General features: G+C 72.8%; 18 protein-coding genes. 12 read left to right on the top strand and 6 right to left on the bottom strand.

The annotated features are described in order from the left end of the window. Nucleotides 1–70 precede the first annotated feature (70 nt). Complete coding sequence (locus tag FHX39_RS03245; RefSeq protein ID WP_183336769.1) at nt 71–703, top strand: TIGR03085 family metal-binding protein; 633 nt, start codon at nt 71–73, stop codon at nt 701–703. Between the two features lie 11 nt (nt 704–714). Continuing rightward, nucleotides 715–1,215 carry a DUF309 domain-containing protein gene (locus FHX39_RS03240; RefSeq protein WP_183336768.1) on the top strand — a complete coding sequence of 167 codons (501 nt, stop codon included), beginning with the start codon at nt 715–717 and terminating at the stop codon, nt 1,213–1,215. Between the two features lie 36 nt (nt 1,216–1,251). Here the strand turns inward: FHX39_RS03240 and FHX39_RS03235 are convergent, their stop codons facing one another. Together FHX39_RS03235 and FHX39_RS03230 are read right to left on the bottom strand one after the other, a co-directional pair. Continuing rightward, a complete protein-coding gene (locus FHX39_RS03235) occupies nt 1,252–2,661 on the bottom strand; it encodes an aminotransferase class I/II-fold pyridoxal phosphate-dependent enzyme (RefSeq protein WP_183336767.1) in 1,410 nt (469 codons plus the stop codon). Between the two features lie 126 nt (nt 2,662–2,787). Further along, nucleotides 2,788–3,312, bottom strand: coding sequence for a Dps family protein (locus FHX39_RS03230; protein ID WP_183336766.1), 525 nt, complete (start codon nt 3,310–3,312; stop codon nt 2,788–2,790). A gap of 560 nt (nt 3,313–3,872) precedes the next feature. Here FHX39_RS03230 and FHX39_RS03225 point away from each other — a divergent pair. Both FHX39_RS03225 and FHX39_RS03220 read left to right on the top strand, forming a co-directional pair. Continuing rightward, nucleotides 3,873–4,466, top strand: coding sequence for a hypothetical protein (locus FHX39_RS03225; protein ID WP_183336764.1), 594 nt, complete (start codon nt 3,873–3,875; stop codon nt 4,464–4,466). Between the two features lie 185 nt (nt 4,467–4,651). Further along, nucleotides 4,652–5,218 (top strand): hypothetical protein, encoded by a 567-nt coding sequence (locus FHX39_RS03220; RefSeq protein WP_183336762.1) that lies wholly within the window; start codon nt 4,652–4,654, stop codon nt 5,216–5,218. Nucleotides 5,219–5,237: 19 nt separating this feature from the next. Here FHX39_RS03220 and FHX39_RS03215 read toward each other — a convergent pair whose 3' ends face one another. Continuing rightward, nucleotides 5,238–5,678 (bottom strand): hypothetical protein, encoded by a 441-nt coding sequence (locus FHX39_RS03215; RefSeq protein ID WP_183336760.1) that lies wholly within the window; start codon nt 5,676–5,678, stop codon nt 5,238–5,240. A gap of 69 nt (nt 5,679–5,747) precedes the next feature. On the opposite strand from FHX39_RS03215, the gene FHX39_RS03210 reads away from it, so the two are divergent. The 4 genes from FHX39_RS03210 (at nt 5,748) to FHX39_RS03195 (ending at nt 9,716) form a co-directional block, all read left to right on the top strand. Continuing rightward, nucleotides 5,748–6,758 carry a decaprenyl-phosphate phosphoribosyltransferase gene (locus FHX39_RS03210; RefSeq protein WP_183336758.1) on the top strand — a complete coding sequence of 337 codons (1,011 nt, stop codon included), beginning with the start codon at nt 5,748–5,750 and terminating at the stop codon, nt 6,756–6,758. Next, nucleotides 6,755–8,242 carry an FAD-binding oxidoreductase gene (locus FHX39_RS03205; RefSeq protein ID WP_232530567.1) on the top strand — a complete coding sequence of 496 codons (1,488 nt, stop codon included), beginning with the start codon at nt 6,755–6,757 and terminating at the stop codon, nt 8,240–8,242. Before FHX39_RS03210 ends, FHX39_RS03205 begins: the two co-directional genes overlap by 4 nt. A gap of 26 nt (nt 8,243–8,268) precedes the next feature. Then, nucleotides 8,269–9,027, top strand: coding sequence for a decaprenylphospho-beta-D-erythro-pentofuranosid-2-ulose 2-reductase (locus tag FHX39_RS03200; protein ID WP_183336757.1), 759 nt, complete (start codon nt 8,269–8,271; stop codon nt 9,025–9,027). Nucleotides 9,028–9,107: 80 nt separating this feature from the next. Further along, a complete protein-coding gene (locus FHX39_RS03195; protein ID WP_183336755.1) occupies nt 9,108–9,716 on the top strand; it encodes a rhomboid-like protein in 609 nt (202 codons plus the stop codon). Here the strand turns inward: FHX39_RS03195 and FHX39_RS03190 are convergent. Then, a complete protein-coding gene (locus FHX39_RS03190; RefSeq protein WP_183336753.1) occupies nt 9,700–10,542 on the bottom strand; it encodes a hypothetical protein in 843 nt (280 codons plus the stop codon). The genes FHX39_RS03195 and FHX39_RS03190 overlap by 17 nt on opposite strands. A gap of 171 nt (nt 10,543–10,713) precedes the next feature. Here FHX39_RS03190 and FHX39_RS03185 point away from each other — a divergent pair, with 171 nt between their 5' ends. Then, entirely contained in the window at nt 10,714–11,064 is a 351-nt protein-coding gene (locus tag FHX39_RS03185; protein ID WP_332836645.1) for a hypothetical protein, read from the top strand. A 33-nt stretch (nt 11,065–11,097) separates the two neighbouring features. On the opposite strand, the gene FHX39_RS03180 is transcribed toward FHX39_RS03185, so the two are convergent. Continuing rightward, nucleotides 11,098–12,459 (bottom strand): serine hydrolase domain-containing protein, encoded by a 1,362-nt coding sequence (locus tag FHX39_RS03180; RefSeq protein WP_183336751.1) that lies wholly within the window; start codon nt 12,457–12,459, stop codon nt 11,098–11,100. Nucleotides 12,460–12,595: 136 nt separating this feature from the next. Between FHX39_RS03180 and FHX39_RS03175 the strand changes: the two genes are divergently transcribed. Beyond that, complete coding sequence (locus FHX39_RS03175) at nt 12,596–13,069, top strand: VOC family protein (RefSeq protein WP_183336749.1); 474 nt, start codon at nt 12,596–12,598, stop codon at nt 13,067–13,069. Nucleotides 13,070–13,088: 19 nt separating this feature from the next. On the opposite strand, the gene FHX39_RS03170 is transcribed toward FHX39_RS03175, so the two are convergent. Beyond that, a complete protein-coding gene (locus FHX39_RS03170; protein WP_332836644.1) occupies nt 13,089–13,664 on the bottom strand; it encodes a DinB family protein in 576 nt (191 codons plus the stop codon). Nucleotides 13,665–13,767: 103 nt separating this feature from the next. Here FHX39_RS03170 and FHX39_RS03165 point away from each other — a divergent pair, with 103 nt between their 5' ends. Further along, on the top strand, nt 13,768–15,573 hold the full coding sequence (locus FHX39_RS03165; protein WP_332836643.1) for an acetyl/propionyl/methylcrotonyl-CoA carboxylase subunit alpha: 1,806 nt from the start codon (nt 13,768–13,770) through the stop codon (nt 15,571–15,573). Between the two features lie 99 nt (nt 15,574–15,672). Continuing rightward, entirely contained in the window at nt 15,673–16,482 is an 810-nt protein-coding gene (locus FHX39_RS03160) for a hypothetical protein (protein WP_183336747.1), read from the top strand. Nucleotides 16,483–16,591: the final 109 nt, after the last annotated feature.

The following is a 16,591-nucleotide window of genomic DNA, read 5'->3' as shown; positions in this document are numbered from 1 at the left end:
CGTTCCTATGCTGGTCAAGATCACCGCAGCACGATCACCGCCGTACGACGCAGGAACCGAGGAGAAGCCGATGAGCTGGGTTGCCACCGAGCAGGAGTCGCTGGTGCAGACCCTGCGCAGCACCGACCCCGACGCCCCGACGCTGTGCGACGGCTGGGACGTGCGCCGGCTCGTCGCCCACCTCGTCCAGCGCGAGCAGGGCCCGGTCGCCGGTCTCAAGGACGCGGTCGCGCGGAAGCCGCCGGGCCAGGAGCCGGGCCTCGGCAAGCTGACCGACCGGGCCCGGTCGAAGCAGGGCTACGACCGGCTGGTCGACCGCTTCGTCGCCGGCGCCCCCGCCTGGTCGCCCATGAGCTGGGCGGCCGAGAAGATCAACTTTGTGGAGTACGTCATCCACCACGAGGACGTCCGCCGCGGCGGGAACGTGCCGGCCGAGCCGCGCGACCTGCCGGTCGAGGAGCAGGACGAGGTGTGGAAGCAGCTCGCGCTGTTCGCGCTCAGCCTGCGGAAGGCACCGGTCGGGGTCCGTCTGGCGACCCCGCGGGGCCAGACGCGGGTCGCGAAGGCCGGCGACGGCGTGACGCTGACCGGTGAGCCCGTCGAGCTGGCCCTGTGGATCAGCGGTCGGCGCGAGCACGCGCAGGTGGCGGTCACCGGGTCGCCGGAGTCGCTCGACGCGTTCCAGGCCTGGGCGCGGGCGTAGGGCGTACGGCGGTGGTCGAGCGCGAGCGGGACGCCCGGGGTCGGGCGCAGAACGCGCGGCCGCGCGACCAGCTGGGCCGTCCCCTGCCGCGGGGCGCGGTCGGCGTGGAGCGCGTCCCCGAGGACCTGGTCCTGGAACCGCTGCCCGCGCTCGTCGAGGCGCAGCGCCTGCTCGACGCCGGCCTCCCCTTCCACGCCCACGAGGTGCTCGAGGCGAGCTGGAAGGCCGCGCCCGACCCCGAGCGCGAGCTCTGGCAGGGTCTCGCCCAGCTCGCCGTCGGGCTCACCCACGTGCTGCGCGGCAACCCGACGGGCGCGACCACCCTCCTCCAGCGCGCCCGCCGCCGCATCGCCCTCTACGCCGGCGCCCCGCCGTACGGGATCGACGCCGTCGGCCTCGTGCGCTGGTGCGACGAGCTGCTGGAGGTGCTGACCTCTTCGAGGCCCTTCGACGAGCTCAGGGAGCGTTCTCCCGAGGCCCCGCCGACACCAGTGCTGCGCAACGCTCCCTGAGCCTGTCGAAGGGCCTCGAAGAGGTCGGCGTCTGGCTCAGGCGACCACGCGCAGCGTCGCCATCGTCGGGTCCGCCGCGTAGGCGATGCGGGTGCCGGCCCGCGCCGCGGCCTGGAGGCTCGCGACGGCCTCGGCGGTGATCCGCTCCCCCGGCGCCAGGACGGGGACGCCCGGCGGGTAGGGCGCGACGAGCTCGGCCGAGACCCGCCCCACGGCCTCGTCGACCCCCAGGGTGGTCGCCCGGGCGAAGAACGCGTCGCGCGGGGGCATCACGATCTCGGGCCGGACGCTCCAGCTGGCCGCCACCGCCCTCTCGCGCGGCGGGCCGAGATGTCGTCGGACCGCCGCGACCAACGCGACGACCAGCCGGTCGACCGTGTCCTCGGTGTCCGCCAAAGTGACGACGGGGATGAGCCAGTCGCGGTCCGCCAGCTCGACCTCGACCCCGGCCGCCCGCAGCTCGCGGCCCACGACCACGCCGTCCGCGCCGGTCCCGGCCAGGCCGACCACCAGGCGCGTGGCCTCCGCCGCCTCGAGCACGGTCAGCCCCGGAACCTCCCGTAGCCGCGCGCGGGCCGCGGCGACGAGGCGTACGGGCCGGTCCAGCTGCGCCTCGCCGTCCAGCTGCAGCAGGGCCCGGGCGGCGTCGAGGCTGGCCAGCAGCGCGCCCGCGGGGCTGGTGGTGTGGGTGGCGTCGAAGGCGGCTTGCAGCCGGGCGGGGTCGAGCCGCTCGGTCCGGGCGAGGACGAGGGCGGCCTGCGAGTACGCCGGCAGCATCTTGTGCGCGCTCATGACGAGCGCGTCGGCCCCGGCCTGCAGCGCGTGCGCGGGCAGCGCCGGGTGGAAGCCGAAGTGGGCGCCCCAGGCCGCGTCGACCAGCAGCGGGAGCCCGGCCGCGTGCACCAGCTCCGCCACCGCCGCCAGCTCGCCGACCGTGCCGACGTAGGTGGGGTCGCCGACGAAGACCGCGACGACGTCGGGATGGTCGCGCAGGCACTGCTCGACGTCGTCCCGGCGGCAGCCGAGCGGCAGGCCCGAGCCGGGGTCGACGCGGGTGGGGAGCCAGACGGGCTCGAGCCCGGCGAGGACCAGCCCCAGCAGCAGCGACCGGTGGAGCGTGCGCGGCACGACGACCCGGTCGCCGGGCCGTCCGACCGCGAGGGCGAGCGCCTGGTTGCCGTGGGTCGAGCCGGCCACCGAGAAGCGGGCGACGTCGGCGCCCCAGAGGGCGGCGGCGCGTCGCTCGGCCTCGACCAGGAGGCCGCCGGTCAGCCCGATCGAGTCCAGGCCGCCGTGCAGCGGGACGTCACCGGCCACCACTCGGCCGAAGGCGGCGCTCCGCTTGTGCCCGGGGATGGTGAAGGGGGTGGCGTCGCCGTCCAGCGCGGTCAGGTAGGCGTCCAGCAGCGGCGCCTCACCCCGTACGAGGTCCTCGAACGCGCCCATGGGTCGGCATGCTGCCACCGCCCCTCCCCCAGAACGGGAAAGTGGTCACCCCGAGCCCGCGACACGCCGTGCGTGCCGGGGCGGGATGACCACTTGCCGCGGGTGGTGCGGGTGGTACCGGTCAGATCACTCGGTGATCGGCGCCGGGGTCGTGCGGTTGGCGACCCGGTTCTCGGCCTCGATCATCCAGGCGAGCTGCTCCAGGCGCACGAGGAACCCGTGCAGGAGGTCCGCCGTCGTGGGGTCGGCGTCGTCGACGTCGTCGTGGACCTCGCGGATCGTGCCGGCGACCGCGTAGATCGCCGTGACGATCAGGTCGACCGTCTCCGCGGTGTCGACCTCGCCGCCCGGGAACTCCGCGATGCTCGACGTCTTCGCGATGGTCGACGCGCGCCCGTCCGGGGTGACGTAGATGGCGCGCATGCGCTCGCTGATCTCGTCGGAGAACTCGCGGGCGGACTCGACCAGCTCGTCGAGCTGGAGGTGGAGGTCGCGGAAGTTCTTGCCGACCACGTTCCAGTGGGCCTGCTTGCCGACGATGTGCAGGTTGATCATGTCGACCGCGACCCGCTGCAGGTTGGCGCCGAGCGCCTCGTCGGCCTTGAAGGCCGGCTTGTAGGAGTGCTTCTTCTCGGTGCTGGATGCCGTCATGGCTATGTCTCCTTCGTCGTGGTTCGCTCACGTCAACGGGTGGGCGCGGGTCAGGAATTCCTGCTCCGGCCGGCGTGCTCAGCCCGTGGACAGGTGGTGTTACCCCGCGCGGCCGCCACTCGTGCAGGCTCGGGCCAGGACGTCAGAAAGGCCCCGCGCCCCGCCGTAGCGGCCGCGCTCCCCCGACGGGAGCGGCTGGTACGGCAGAGGCGCCAGGGCCTTCTGGGTTCGTGCTGGTCGTGCTGGTTCTCCGGCCCGGTGCTGACGGGCCCCCTGCCCTTCCGGGCTGGTGAGAAGAACTCTGCCGGGGTCACCTCCGGACACCCTCAGGTGCACGACAACGTTGCCTCAGGACCTCGGCAGCATTGACCCCTCAACCAGTCAACCTCACGAACGACTCTGGTCCGACCGTCTGAGGGGGCCTTCCCTGGGCACCACCGAAGAGTTCACCGAGCGTCTGTGGACAAACGCCGGATCAGGCATCCGACCTCACGTCCCGTGAGAACGTTCACGCACTCGACGTGACCCGCCGGTCGCGGGCCGGACGCGACGGAGGCCGCATGGACAAGCGCATCGCGCGGGCGGTGGCCGCGGCCGCCGTCGTGACGCTGCCCGTGCTCGCGGGGTGCGGGACGGGGCGCGCCGAGTCCGGGGGCACGGCCACCGCCACCGCCCCCAGCAGCCAGGTGACGGCTCCCGGCACCGAGGTCGTGAACGCCACGCCCTCGCCGACCCCGAGCGCCGACCCGGCGAAGCAGACCACGCGGGTCCAGGCCGCGACCGAGAAGTTCGTCAGGACGGTGCTGACGATCGGCTACCCGGACAAGTCCTTCGACGACTACACCGACCGCATCGAGCCGCTGATGACCAAGGACGGCTTCGACTCCCTCGAGAGCGCCGACTCGATCAAGAAGGGCTCGACCGCGCTCAAGTCCCTCTACCCCCAGCGGGCCCGGTCGGCGCCGAAGTTCGCCGACGACCCCGAGGTCGTCTCGATCGACGCCACGACCGCGACGGTCACGCTCGCGTACGAGAACCTCGCCCAGCAGAAGGCCGGGGACGACTGGAAGACGCTCAAGTCGCTCGGCACGGGCAGCGTCACGGTGAAGCTCGTGCTCGACGACGGCCGGTGGCTCGTCGACAACGCCTCCTGAGGCGCGTCACCGTTGCCGCGAGGCGTCGTGCGTCTGGGCCGGGGATTGCCGCGGCTGAGAAGTTCCGGTGGGGCTGTGGACAACCGCCGGATCCGCCCCGTCCGCGGTCCGCGCGTGGCAACGTTCCTGGTCGCCGACCGTGGTCTCACGCGTCAGCACCCAGGACACGACGGAGGAGCACGACGATGAACACGCGGATCGCAAAGGCCCTGGCGGCCGGCACGGTCATGGCTCTGCCCCTGCTGAGCGCCTGCGGGGCGAGCACGACCCCGGCCGAGAGCTCGGCCGCTCCCGTCGCCCCGGCGGCGAGCGCGACCTCGGCCGCCGCGACCCCGTCGCCGAGCGCCACTCCGGTCGACGAGACCAAGAACGTCAAGGCCGCGGCGGAGACGTTCATGAAGACCGCCTTCGGCATCGACGGGCAGCTGACCTACGACGAGTACCAGGACCGCGTCAGGCCGTTGATGACCAAGGCGGGCTACGCCTCCTTCGAGACCGCGGACTTCGAGGAGGGCCTCAAGAAGTTCCGTGCCCGCTACGGCCAGCAGGCCCGGAACGTGACGGAGATCCGCAAGACCTCCAAGGTCGAGAAGCTGACGGAGGACAAGGCGACGGTCTCGGTGACCTACAAGTACCGCACCCAGCAGCGGAAGGACGGCGAGTGGCGCACCATCCGGTCAAGTGGAGAGGATGCGGTCGAGATCCCGCTGGTCAAGCAGGACGGGCGCTGGCTCGTCGACGACCTGGGCTGACGGTCAGGCGGCTCGAACGTCAGGAGGCCGGGCGCAGGAGCAGCGCGGAGGCACGGGCGTCACCGGTGAACGTCCCCGTCCAGCCGAACCCGCTGAACGTCAGGGTCGTGGTCGCCGGGTCGTCGGCCGTGACGACGAAGCCGTTACCCGTCGCCGTACGGCGGTAGAAGTCGGTCAGGGCGGCGGCGGACGGAGCGGTGAGGACGAGCGTCACGTTGTTCGTCTGGTCGACGCGGGTGGCGAGCTGGGCGCCGACGGGGACGAACACGCGGTCGACGGGACCGTTCTCGAAGCCGAGCGCGGACAGGCTGACCCCGTCGGCGGGCCGGGACACGGTCGCGGTAGGCGTCGGCGAGGTGGACGGCGGTCCCGGCTCCGACCCTGCTGCCCCGCACCCCGCAAGCACGAGGAGCGCCAGGACCGAGACGACGGCCCCGCGTCGAGCCAGGGTCGTCCGCACGGGGCGAGGGTAGCCGCGCGTACGAGGTGCGGGGCGATGTCGGTGGGCGCCGATACCATCTGAGTTCTCATGACCGACACCTCGCCCCGGTCCGCGACCTCGCGGCCGGCTCCCCCCGAAGCGGCCGCCGCGCCGGACGTCGAGCCGTCGCCGGCCACCCCGGCCGTGCCCGCCATCCCGCAGGACGACCTCCTCGAGGAGCCGCGCCGCTCGCGGCTGCCGGCGGCGATCCGGGCGATGCGACCGCGCCAGTGGGTCAAGAACGTCCTCGTCTTCACCGCTCCTCTCGCCGCCGGGCGGCTCTTCGAGCGCGACGTCCTGCTGGCCTCCGCGCTCGCCTTCGTGGCGTTCTGCCTGATGAGCGCCACGGTCTACCTCATCAACGACGTCCGCGACGTCGAGGAGGACCGGCTGCACCCGCGCAAGCGGTTCCGGCCCATCGCGGCGGGCGAGCTCCGGCCGCAGGCCGCGGTCGTCCTGGCCGTCGTCACGGGCGCGGCCGGCCTCACGCTCGGCTTCTTCACCGCGCCCCAGCTCGGCGTCACCCTGCTGATCTACCTGCTGCTGCAGCTCGGCTACTCCGCGTTCCTCAAGCACCTGCCGGTCGTCGACCTGGCGATGGTCGCCTCCGGCTTCCTGCTGCGGGCGATCGCCGGCGGTGTGGCGAGCGACCTCGCGCTGAGCCAGTGGTTCCTGCTGGTGGCGGCGTTCGGCTCGTTCTTCATGGTGGCGGGCAAGCGCTACTCCGAGATCAAGTCGCTGGGCAGCGGGGCCGGGACACGCAAGTCGCTGGAGCGCTACTCGGAGTCGTACCTGCGCTTCGCCTGGATGCTCGCGGCCGTGATGGTCCTGATCTCCTACAGCCTGTGGGCCTTCGACAACCGCGGCGTGGGCGCGTACGCGGTGCCGTGGACGGCGATCTCGATCGCACCGTTCACCCTCGGCCTGCTCCAGTACGCCCTCGAGGTCGACGCCGGGAACGCGGGCGAGCCCGAAGAAGTTGTCCTGCACGACAGGGTTCTCCAAGTGATCGGACTGGTCTGGCTCGTGGTCATCTCCATCGCGGTGTTCACGCGATGAACGCTTTCGTCCGGAACGCTTTCCCCGCCATGCCCGGCGGCGGCAGCGACCTCGACCTGCCGCACATCCGGCCCTCCGGGATCGAGGAGCAGCCGCCTCTCCCGCAGCAGCTCGTGGAGATCCACGGCTGGGGCCGGGCGGCCGGCGCGATGTCCCACCTGCACGGCATCGAGTCCGTCGCCGACGTCGTGTCCGCCCTGCGGCAGGGCGGCGGTCGCGGCGTCACGCCCCGCGGGCTCGGGCGCAGCTACGGCGACGCCGCGCAGAACTCGGGCGGCATCACGCTCGACCTGACGCGTCTCGACAAGATCCTCTCCGTCGACGCCGCCTCCGAGCCGCCGACGGTGACGCTGCAGGCCGGCGTCAGCATCGACACGCTGATGAAGGCGCTGCTGCCCTTCGGGCTCTGGGTGCCGGTGCTCCCGGGCACGCGCCAGGTGACCATCGGCGGCGCGATCGCGGCCGACGTGCACGGCAAGAACCACCACACCCAGGGCAGCTTCGGCAACCACGTCCGCTCGTTCGACCTCCTCATGCCCGACGGCAGCGTCAAGACGCTCGACCGACCGGCCGGCGACACCTGGGACGCGCTCGACGACGACGGCCGCCTGTTCTGGGGCACGATCGGCGGGATGGGGCTGACGGGCGCGATCGTCGGTGCCGTCGTCGAGCTGCAGCGGGTGGAGACGGCGTACTTCACCGTCGACACCGACCGCTGCAGCGACATCGACGACCTGATGGCCCGGATGAGCACCGGCGACGACAGCTACAACTACTCGGTCGCCTGGTTCGACGCCGTGACCCGGGGCAAGCACATGGGTCGCGCGGTGCTGACCCGTGGCGACAAGGCCAAGCTGTCCCAGCTCGACCCCAAGCGCCGCCGCGAGCCCCTGAGGTTCGCGGCGCCGTCCTTCGGGACGATCCCCGAGGTCTTCCCCAACCGGATGGTCAACGTCGCGACGGCCAAGGCGTTCAGCGAGTTCTGGTTCCGCAAGGCGCCCAAGCACCAGGTCGGCGCCCTGCAGAACATCACCGCCTTCTTCCACCCGCTCGACATCGTCGCCGAGTGGAACCGCCTCTACGGCCCGAACGGCTTCCTCCAGTACCAGTTCGTCGTGCCGTTCTCGGCGCACGAGACGTTCAAGCGGTGCTTCGAGATGATCGTGACGTCAGGCCACCTGTCCTGCCTGAACGTGCTCAAGCGCTTCGGCCCGGGCAACCTCTCGCCGCTGTCCTTCCCGATGCCGGGCTGGACGCTGACCGTCGACCTGCCGATCGAGGCGGGCCTCGACAAGCTCTGCGACGCCCTCGACGAGGAGGTCGTGAGCGTCGGAGGTCGGGTCTACCTGGCCAAGGACTCCCGCCTCACCGCGGAACGGTTCCGTCAGATGTACCCGCGCCTGGACGCCTTCCTCGCCGTCCGCGACCGGGCGGACCCGGAGCACCTCTTCATCTCCGACCTCGCACGCCGCCTGGCGCTGTGATGGCCGCTCCCCGAGAAAGCGACTCCTTGATCAACGCCACCGGCAACCCCCAGTCCCTGCTCCTGCTGGGCGGCACGTCCGACATCGCCCTGGCGATCGCCCGCACGTACGCCCGGCGCGGGGGCGGCCTCCGGGTCGTGCTCGCCGCCCGGCCGGGCGAGCGCCGTACGGGGGCCGCGGCCGAGCTCTCGGCCCTGGGCTGCCGGGTGACCGAGGTCGACCTCGACGCCCGCGACCACGCCTCGCACGCGGCGACGATCGACGCGGCGTTCGCCGAGGGTGACGTCGACGTCGCGGTCGTGGCCTTCGGGCTGCTCGGCGACGCGGAGCAGGCGTGGCAGGACCCGGAGCTCGCGCTCGAGCTGGCCGAGGTCAACTACGCCGCCCCGGTGCACCTCGGTGTCCTGCTGGCCAACCGGCTCAAGGACCAGGCGCACGGCGTGATCGTGGCGCTCTCCAGCGTGGCCGGCGAGCGCGTCCGCCGCTCGAACTTCGTCTACGGCTCCACCAAGGCCGGCTTCGACGGCTTCTACCTCGGCCTCGGCGAGGCCCTGCGCGGCACCGGTGCGCGCGTGCTCGTCGTGCGCCCCGGCTTCGTGAGGTCGAAGATGACCGACGGGATGGACGAGGCCCCCCTCGCCGCGACGCCGCAGGAGGTCGCCGATGCGACCGTCGCGGCGGTGACGGCCCAGCGCGACCTCATCTGGGTGCCGGCGCCGATGCGCTTCGTCATGTCGGGCCTGCGCCACGTGCCCCGCCCGCTGTTCCGCAAGCTGCCCCTCTGAGCCTCGCGGACCCCACCCGGCTCCGCGAGCCGTCGACGGGCTCGCTGCTCGGGCTCGCGTACGCGTCGGCCTTCGGGCTCGTGGCCTCGTACGTCACGACCCGCCCGGCGCCCGTCCGGGACGCCTGGGTCGCGTACCTGAGCACGAACCTGGCCAACCTCGCCGACCACCCGGTCCGGGCCCTGGTCGGCTCGGCCTTCGTCACCGACGACGGCACGGTGGTGAGCTGGGTCGTGCTGGCGGTGGTCGGGCTCACGGCCGCCGGTGACGCGCTCGGGAACGTCCGCCTCGCCGCTCTGCTGGCCGGTGGCCACGTGCTCGCCACGCTGGTCAGCGAGAACGTGCTCGCGGCCCAGGTCCGCGCCGGGTCGATGCCCACGACCGCACGGTTCCTGGTCGACGTCGGCCCCTCGTACGTGGTCGCTCCGGCCCTCGCGCTGGGCCTGCTCCTCGCGCCGACCCTCGTCGGCCGGGCGGCCTCCGGGCTCGGCCTGGCCCTGCTGGCCCCGCACCTGTTCGGCGGCCTGACCCGGCTCGAGGTGTCGTCGGTGGGCCACGTCGTGGCGATCGGCCTCGCCCTGCTTGCCGGTCCGACTCTGGCCGCAGACCGTCGTGCGCGGCGGGCTGCCGCGCTGTCGGGTCGCGTTCCCTCGTGCCCCGATGGTCCTCGTCTCAGGCCGTGCCGCTGAGCAGCCACTGGGTCGTCTTGGACCCGCTGGCGCCGAACGCGTAGCCGGTCACGAACGAACCGCTGATCGTCGCGTTGAGCCCGAAGTACGTCTTGTCGATCTTGGCGACCGTGTAGAAGTAGGCCGAGCTGGAGTAGCCGCTGCTCGTCAGCGAGTGGGTCACGTTCTTGCCCTTGCTGTTGCTCACCGTGACCGACCCGCCCGAGATCCGGCCGTTGGCGTCGTCGACGAGGGTGAGGGTGCCGACGTACTCGAACGGGTCGTTGATCGCGCCGGACCGCTCGGTCAGCGTGATGCCGTAGCTGCGCGAGCTCGTCTTGTGCGCGGTGGCACCGAAGCTCACCGAGCCGGCCTCGACCTTGAGCTTGGACGGGACCTTCGTCCCGGTCGCGCTGTAGAAGGACGTGCCGAACGCGCTGGTGGACACGAGCTCGAACGTCCCGTTCTTGCTCTTGAGCTTGATCTTCGGCGCAGCCGGGTCGGTGGCGTCGGCGCTGGCCTCGTACGACTTGTTGCCCGTGTAGTCGATGAACGAGCCCCTGTACTTCGTCGTGCTCCCGGACCTGAGCTGGAGCTTCAGCCGACCGGCGAGCACGAAGTAGATGCGGAAGGTGGGGCTGCTGGCGTACGCGTAGACGTCGGAGTCGATCGAGGCCGCAGCCCGCTGGGACGACGGTGCGGTGGCCCGGCCGGCAGCGGCGGTGTGCTGCGTCAGCTCGGGGTCCGGGCTGCGCGGACCGGCGTGGGCGGGGCCGGCGACGAGACCGACGGTCAGCACGGCGCCGAGCAGTGCGGTGGCCGCGCGGCGGCCGAGGTGGAGGGACATCGAGGACTCCTGTGATCGAGCGGCGTGGGACGGGCGTCCCGTCTGAAGGAGTGCCCGGACCGTCTGCTGATACGGCGCGCGCCTCAGCACGTGTGCGCGACGTCCCGCACCCTCGTCGGGTCGGGACGGGCTCGACCGGTGGTGCGGGAGCTGGGCTGCGAGGATGACCGCGTGCCCGACGTGCGGATGGTGTCCCTCGGCTTCGGCAAGTACGCGCGCTCGGACAAGATCTTCGCCCTGGAACCGCTGACCGGCGAGCAGCGCGGGGACGGACGGCGTACGCGGGTGTGGATCGAGGGCGTCCCGGACCCGGTCGTGGCGTCGCGGACCGAGAACACGATCCTGCGCGACATGGGCGAGGAGGCCGCCGCCGAGGTCTCGGTGCTGGACGAGGCGCTCGACCTCGCGTCCCGCCTGGCCGCCGCCGCGGACGCCGGCCGGGTGGACCTGAGCGACCTCGGCCGCCGCGCCCGCCGCGTCCTGGCCTCGACCACCCAGCCCCAGCTGCCGCCCGAGGACTGAGCTGCCGCCCGACGACCGAGCAGCCGCGCCGGGTCAGCCGGTCCAGCCGCCCGGCTCGACCCCGCCCGGGATCACCGACGTCGGCGCGTACGGCTCGCGGGTGAGCACGAAGGAGCCGAGGTCCAGGTGGGTCACGACGCCGGACGGGTCGCGGACCATCCTCAGCGTCTCGCCGCGGTAGTAGCCGTCGATCCCGGTCCAGGCGCCGTCCGCCTCCGGGCGGAACCGTGACTCCCGTCCCCGGCGGCCGAGCGTCACGAGCTCGAGGTGGCGCTCGGCGAGCAGCCTGACCGCGAAGGGCGCGGCCCCCCAGTACCAGGGCCCGGTCAGCGCGAGGAGCTCGGCGTCGGCCTCGGGCAGCGGTGCCCAGGCCTCGGGCAGGCGTGGCTCCGCCGTCGTCACCACCTCGACCAGGTCCTCGATGAGCGCGCCCAGGTCGGGACCCGACGTGGCGTTGGCGAAGGCGACCAGCGCGAGCCCCTGGTCGACGGCGAGGTCGAGGCCCGCCAGGAAGCCGGGCATCGAACCGCCGTGACCCACCAGCGCGTGCGGCCCGCCCGAGCACTGGAGACCGAGGCCGTAGCCGCCGGCCTCCGCGTCGGTGGCGGCGACGGGTTCGCGCATCTCGCGGAGCGAGTCGAGCGACAGCACGCGGTCGTCCCCGTCGAGCAGGAAGGCAGCGAAGCGGGAGAGGTCCTCGACGGTCGACCAGAGCTGCCCCGCCGGGGCCATCCAGCCGGCGTCGTGGGCGGGTTCGGGCAGCAGCAGGTCCGCCCAGGGATGGACCGCCCAGCCGCGGGCGTGCGGCGCGGCCGGCATCAGGCTGGTCCGGCGCAGCCCGAGCGGCTCGAGGACCTCGGCGGCGAGCACCTCGGCGAAGGACCGGCCGCGCAGGTGCGCGACGAGCGCCCCGAGGACCGCGAAGCCGGGGTTGGAGTAGTGGAAGTGCCGACCGGGCACCAGGATGCGGGGCTGGGGGCCGAGCACCCCGGCCAGCTCCGGCCGGACGTCGCCGTCGGTGCGCTCCCACCAGGGCGGCGGGGTCTCCGAGGCGATGCCCGCGGTGTGGCTCAGCAGCTGCAGGACGGTGCGGTCCCCGACGGACGTGCCCGGCAGGTGCGCCTCCACGGGGTCGGCGAGGTCGAGCAGGCCCTCGTCGCGCAGCCGCAGGACCAGGACCGCGACGAACGTCTTGGTGATCGAGCCGATCCGGTACTGCGTGTCCGGCGTCGGCGGGGCGCCGTCGACCGAGCCGCGCATCCCGGTCCAGGCGAGGGTCCCGTCGCGGACGAGGCCGGCGACCAGGCTCGGCGCGCGACCCTCGGCCTGGGCACGGGCCAGGCGGTGGTCGAGAGCGCGGCGGGTGCTGTCCAGCAGCGGCAGGGCGTCGTCCACGTCTCCACCTCACCACCCGGCCGTCCCTGACGGGCAGGCAGGTCGGCGCGGCGTCACGCCCGGTCCCGGACGGGCGATGAGTTCTGCCGTCCGGCATGGTCGGTACCGGTGATCAGACCTACCGAGGAGGACCGAGATGAGTGCCATCACGCCGTGCCTGTGGTTCGACACCCGGGGCGAGGAGGCCGCCCGCTACTGGGTGTCGCTGTTCCCGCGCTCGTCGATCACGAGCGTTCAGAGCTGGGGCCCGGAGAACCCGGAGCGTCAGGGCCAGCCGCTGCTCGTGGAGTTCGTGCTGGACGGCCACCCGTTCACCGCGCTGAACGGCGGGCCCGAGTTCACCTTCACCGAGGCCTTCTCGCTGCAGATCGACTGCGCCGACCAGGCTGAGGTCGACCACTACTGGGACGCGTTCGTGGGCGACGGGGGCCAGGAGAGCGACTGCGGCTGGTGCAAGGACAAGTTCGGCTTCTCCTGGCAGGTCGTCCCGCGCATCCTCCCGGAGCTCCTCGCCGATCCCGACCCGCAGCGGGTGAGCCGCGCGATGCAGGCCATGATGACGATGAAGCGGCTCGACGTCGCCACCTTCGAGGCGGTGCGGGCGGGCTGAGGTCCCGACCGGCGCAGCCTCAGGCCAGCTCGAGCGAGCTCGCCCCGTCCGGCTGGCCGGTGACGTCCCACAGGTGGTGGACGACGTCGTGGAGCCCGTACTGCAGCAGGGTCGTCACCGTGAAGGCCGAGCCGTTCGACCGGGTCCCCCGGCGGTCCCAGGCCCGGGGCTCGATCTCGGTGACCAGCCCGACGAGCCGCTGCGCCGCCGCCTCGAGGTCCTCGGCGACCTGCTCGGGGTCCTGGTCGGTGTAGCGGTCAGTCTGGGCCGTCTGGTCCTGGTCCCAGTTCGCGAAGACCGGGTCGTCCGCGGTGAGCATCAGCTCCACCCGCTCGAGGGTGAGCCGGAGGACGTCACGCACGTGGGCGCCGTACTCGAGCGGCGACCAGGTCGTCGGGGCCGGGCGCGACTCGACGGCGGGGCTGACGCGCAGGATCTGCACCCACTCCTCGGCGGCGACGAAGTAGCGCTCGGCCAGCTCCTCCCGCGCAACCCCGGCGGCCTCAAAGCCGCACGCGTCGCAGCGGCGCTCGAGCACCCACGTCCAGTCCTTGTCGTCCGGGACGATCTCTCCGGCCAGGTCCTCGGCTGCCACGTCCGAAGCGTGGCACACGCGGTCGGTCGCGGGCCAGGGCGACCCCGACCACTAGACTCCGCTGACGCGGGAGCCGAAGGCGCCACCGCGGAAGGTAGGGCACGTGCCAGAGGCGAGCCGTCCGGGACGCACCAGCACCGGTCGCATCAGCAAGGTCCTCGTGGCCAACCGCGGCGAGATCGCGGTCCGGGTGATCAGGGCCGCGGCCGACGCAGGCCTCGGCAGCGTGGCGGTCTACGCCGACCCCGACGCGGACGGGCTCTTCGTGACGCTCGCCGACGAGGCGTACGCGCTCGGTGGCTCGACGCCGGCCCAGACCTACCTCGACGTGACCAAGATCCTCGACGTCGCCGCACGTTCCGGCGCCGACGCCGTGCACCCGGGCTACGGGTTCCTGGCCGAGAACGCGGACTTCGCGCAGGCCGTCCTCGACGCCGGCCTGGTGTGGATCGGCCCGCCGCCGGCCGCCATCACCGCGCTGGGCGACAAGGTCCAGGCCCGCCACATCGCGCAGAAGGTCGGCGCCCCCCTCGTGCCGGGCACCGCCGACCCCGTGTCGGACGCCGCCGAGGTCGTGGCCTTCGCGACCGAGTTCGGCCTCCCGGTGGCCATCAAGGCCGCGTTCGGCGGCGGCGGCCGCGGCCTCAAGGTCGCCCGCACCCTCGAGGAGATCCCCGAGCTGTACGAGTCGGCCGTCCGCGAGGCCGTCGGCGCGTTCGGGCGGGGCGAGTGCTTCGTCGAGCGCTACCTCGACCGGCCGCGCCACGTCGAGACCCAGTGCCTGGCCGACAGCCACGGCAACGTCGTCGTCGTCTCCACGCGGGACTGCTCGCTGCAGCGCCGCCACCAGAAGCTGGTCGAGGAGGCGCCCGCGCCGTTCCTCACCGCCGACCAGCTCGACAAGCTCTACACGTCGTCCAAGGCGATCCTCACCGAGGCCGGCTACGTCGGCGCGGGGACGTGCGAGTTCCTCGTCGGGCAGGACGGCACGATCTCCTTCCTCGAGGTCAACACCCGCCTGCAGGTCGAGCACCCGGTCTCCGAAGAGGTCACCGGTCTCGACCTCGTGCGCGAGATGTTCCGCATCGCCGACGGCGAGGAGCTCGGCTACGGCGACCCCGTCACGCGCGGGCACTCGATCGAGTTCCGCATCAACGCCGAGGACGCGGGCCGCGGCTTCCTCCCCGCGCCGGGCACCCTGACGCGCTGGGTCCCGCCGCTCGGACCGGGCGTCCGGGTCGACGAGGGCTACCGCGCCGGGATGACCGTGCCCGGCAGCTTCGACTCCCTCGTCGCCAAGATCATCGTGACCGGCGTGGACCGCGAGCAGGCCCTGGAACGTTCCCGGCGCGCGCTGCGCGAGCTGGTCGTCGAGGGCATGCCCACGGTCGTGCCCTTCGACCGCGTGGTGCTCGACGACCCGGCCTTCACGGCCGCCTCCGGCACGTTCGGCGTGCACACCCGCTGGATCGAGACCGAGTTCGACAACACGATCGAGCCCTGGTCGGGCGCCGCCGCCGACGCGCCCGAGGAGGACGCCCGCGAGCGGGTCGTCGTCGAGGTCGGTGGCCGCCGGCTCGAGGTCGTCCTGCCGGCCGGTCTCGGAGCCGGGCGCGCCACGGGCTCGAACGGCGGGTCGAAGGCCCGCAAGCCCGTCCGTCGTACGGCGGCCGCCGCCGGCGCCCCCAGCGGGGACGCGCTCACCTCGCCGATGCAGGGCACGATCGTCAAGGTCGCGGTGGCCGACGGCGACCACGTCGAGCAGGGCGACCTCGTGGTCGTGCTCGAGGCCATGAAGATGGAGCAGCCGCTGACCGCGCACCGCTCCGGCACGGTCAAGGGCCTTGCGGCGGAGCTCGGCGCGACGGTCACCTCGGGCCTGGTCCTCTGCGAGATCGTCGACGCCTGACCGGCGCCTGACGGTCCCGCAGGGCCACGCGACAAGAAGTCGGTAAGAAGGCGGGAGCAGGCCTTCGGTCGAACGTGCGCGCGAATGCACACTGGCCCCATGGATCTTCTGCTGCTGCTGTTCGTCGTTGCAGTGGTCCTCGGGGGCGTGGGTCTTTACCGGCGGCACGCGGTACGTCAGCGTGAAGGCGCCGAGCGTGCTGCACTCGAGAGCCAGCTGTCCACCTCCAGGCGTGCCGCCGACGAGGACGTCACCAAGTTCGGCGAGGAGCTCCAGCGCCTCGACGTCGACGTCGCGGGCCACCCCCTCGACGAGGCCATGCAGCAGGACTACCAGCGGGCGCTGGACGCGTACGAGGACTCGAAGTCCTCGCTCGACGCCGTCACCAAGCCCGACGAGATCCGGCACGTGACCGAGATCCTCGAGGACGGCCGCTACGCCGTCGCCTGCGTCAAGGCCCGCGTCAACGGCCGGCCGCTCCCGCAGAAGCGGCCGCCCTGCTTCTTCAACCCGGCCCACGGCCCCTCGTCGCAGAACGTCGACTGGGCCCCGGCCGGTGGCGCCGAGCGCTCCGTGCCCGCCTGCCCGGCCGACGCCGAGCGCGTCCTGGCCGGCGCCGACCCGTACATCCGCACCGTCCAGGTCGGCGCGCAGCGCGTGCCCTACTGGGAGGGCGGACAGGCGTACGCGCCCTGGGCGCAGGGCTACTACGGCCGCTGGAACGGCAGCGACATGCTCTCCGGGATGCTGATCGGCAGCATGCTCTTCGGCGGCGGGGGCGGCATGTTCGGCGGGATCGGAGCCGGCCTCGGCGGGATCGGCGAGGGCATCGGCGACGGCTTCGAGTCCGTCGGCGACGGCATCGGCGGTCTGTTCGACGGCCTCGGCGACTTCTTCGGCGGGGATTAGGAGCTCAGCGCTCCCGGAGCCGGTTGCCACCTACGCTCCCGAAGCCGGTTGCTACCTACGCTCCTGAGCCTGTCGAACAGCCCGGAACGGGTTGGCTCCACCTCGATCA

Source organism: Microlunatus antarcticus (assembly GCF_014193425.1).
Taxonomy (GTDB): domain Bacteria; phylum Actinomycetota; class Actinomycetes; order Propionibacteriales; family Propionibacteriaceae; genus Microlunatus; species Microlunatus antarcticus.
The sequence above is the reverse complement of the archived record's forward strand: the minus strand, read 5'-3'. Positions and strand labels throughout refer to the sequence as shown.

Bases quoted from the DNA above. Each gene is read 5' to 3' on its own strand.
- FHX39_RS03245 (WP_183336769.1), top strand. From the start codon at position 71: ATGAGCTGGGTTGCCACCGAGCAGGAGTCGCTGGTGCAGACCCTGCGC.
- FHX39_RS03235 (WP_183336767.1), bottom strand. From the start codon at position 2,661: ATGGGCGCGTTCGAGGACCTCGTACGGGGTGAGGCGCCGCTGCTGGAC.
- FHX39_RS03230 (WP_183336766.1), bottom strand. From the start codon at position 3,312: ATGACGGCATCCAGCACCGAGAAGAAGCACTCCTACAAGCCGGCCTTC.
- FHX39_RS03225 (WP_183336764.1), top strand. From the start codon at position 3,873: ATGGACAAGCGCATCGCGCGGGCGGTGGCCGCGGCCGCCGTCGTGACG.
- FHX39_RS03220 (WP_183336762.1), top strand. From the start codon at position 4,652: ATGAACACGCGGATCGCAAAGGCCCTGGCGGCCGGCACGGTCATGGCT.
- FHX39_RS03210 (WP_183336758.1), top strand. From the start codon at position 5,748: ATGACCGACACCTCGCCCCGGTCCGCGACCTCGCGGCCGGCTCCCCCC.
- FHX39_RS03205 (WP_232530567.1), top strand. From the start codon at position 6,755: ATGAACGCTTTCGTCCGGAACGCTTTCCCCGCCATGCCCGGCGGCGGC.
- FHX39_RS03190 (WP_183336753.1), bottom strand. From the start codon at position 10,542: ATGTCCCTCCACCTCGGCCGCCGCGCGGCCACCGCACTGCTCGGCGCC.
- FHX39_RS03175 (WP_183336749.1), top strand. From the start codon at position 12,596: ATGAGTGCCATCACGCCGTGCCTGTGGTTCGACACCCGGGGCGAGGAG.
- FHX39_RS03160 (WP_183336747.1), top strand. From the start codon at position 15,673: ATGGATCTTCTGCTGCTGCTGTTCGTCGTTGCAGTGGTCCTCGGGGGC.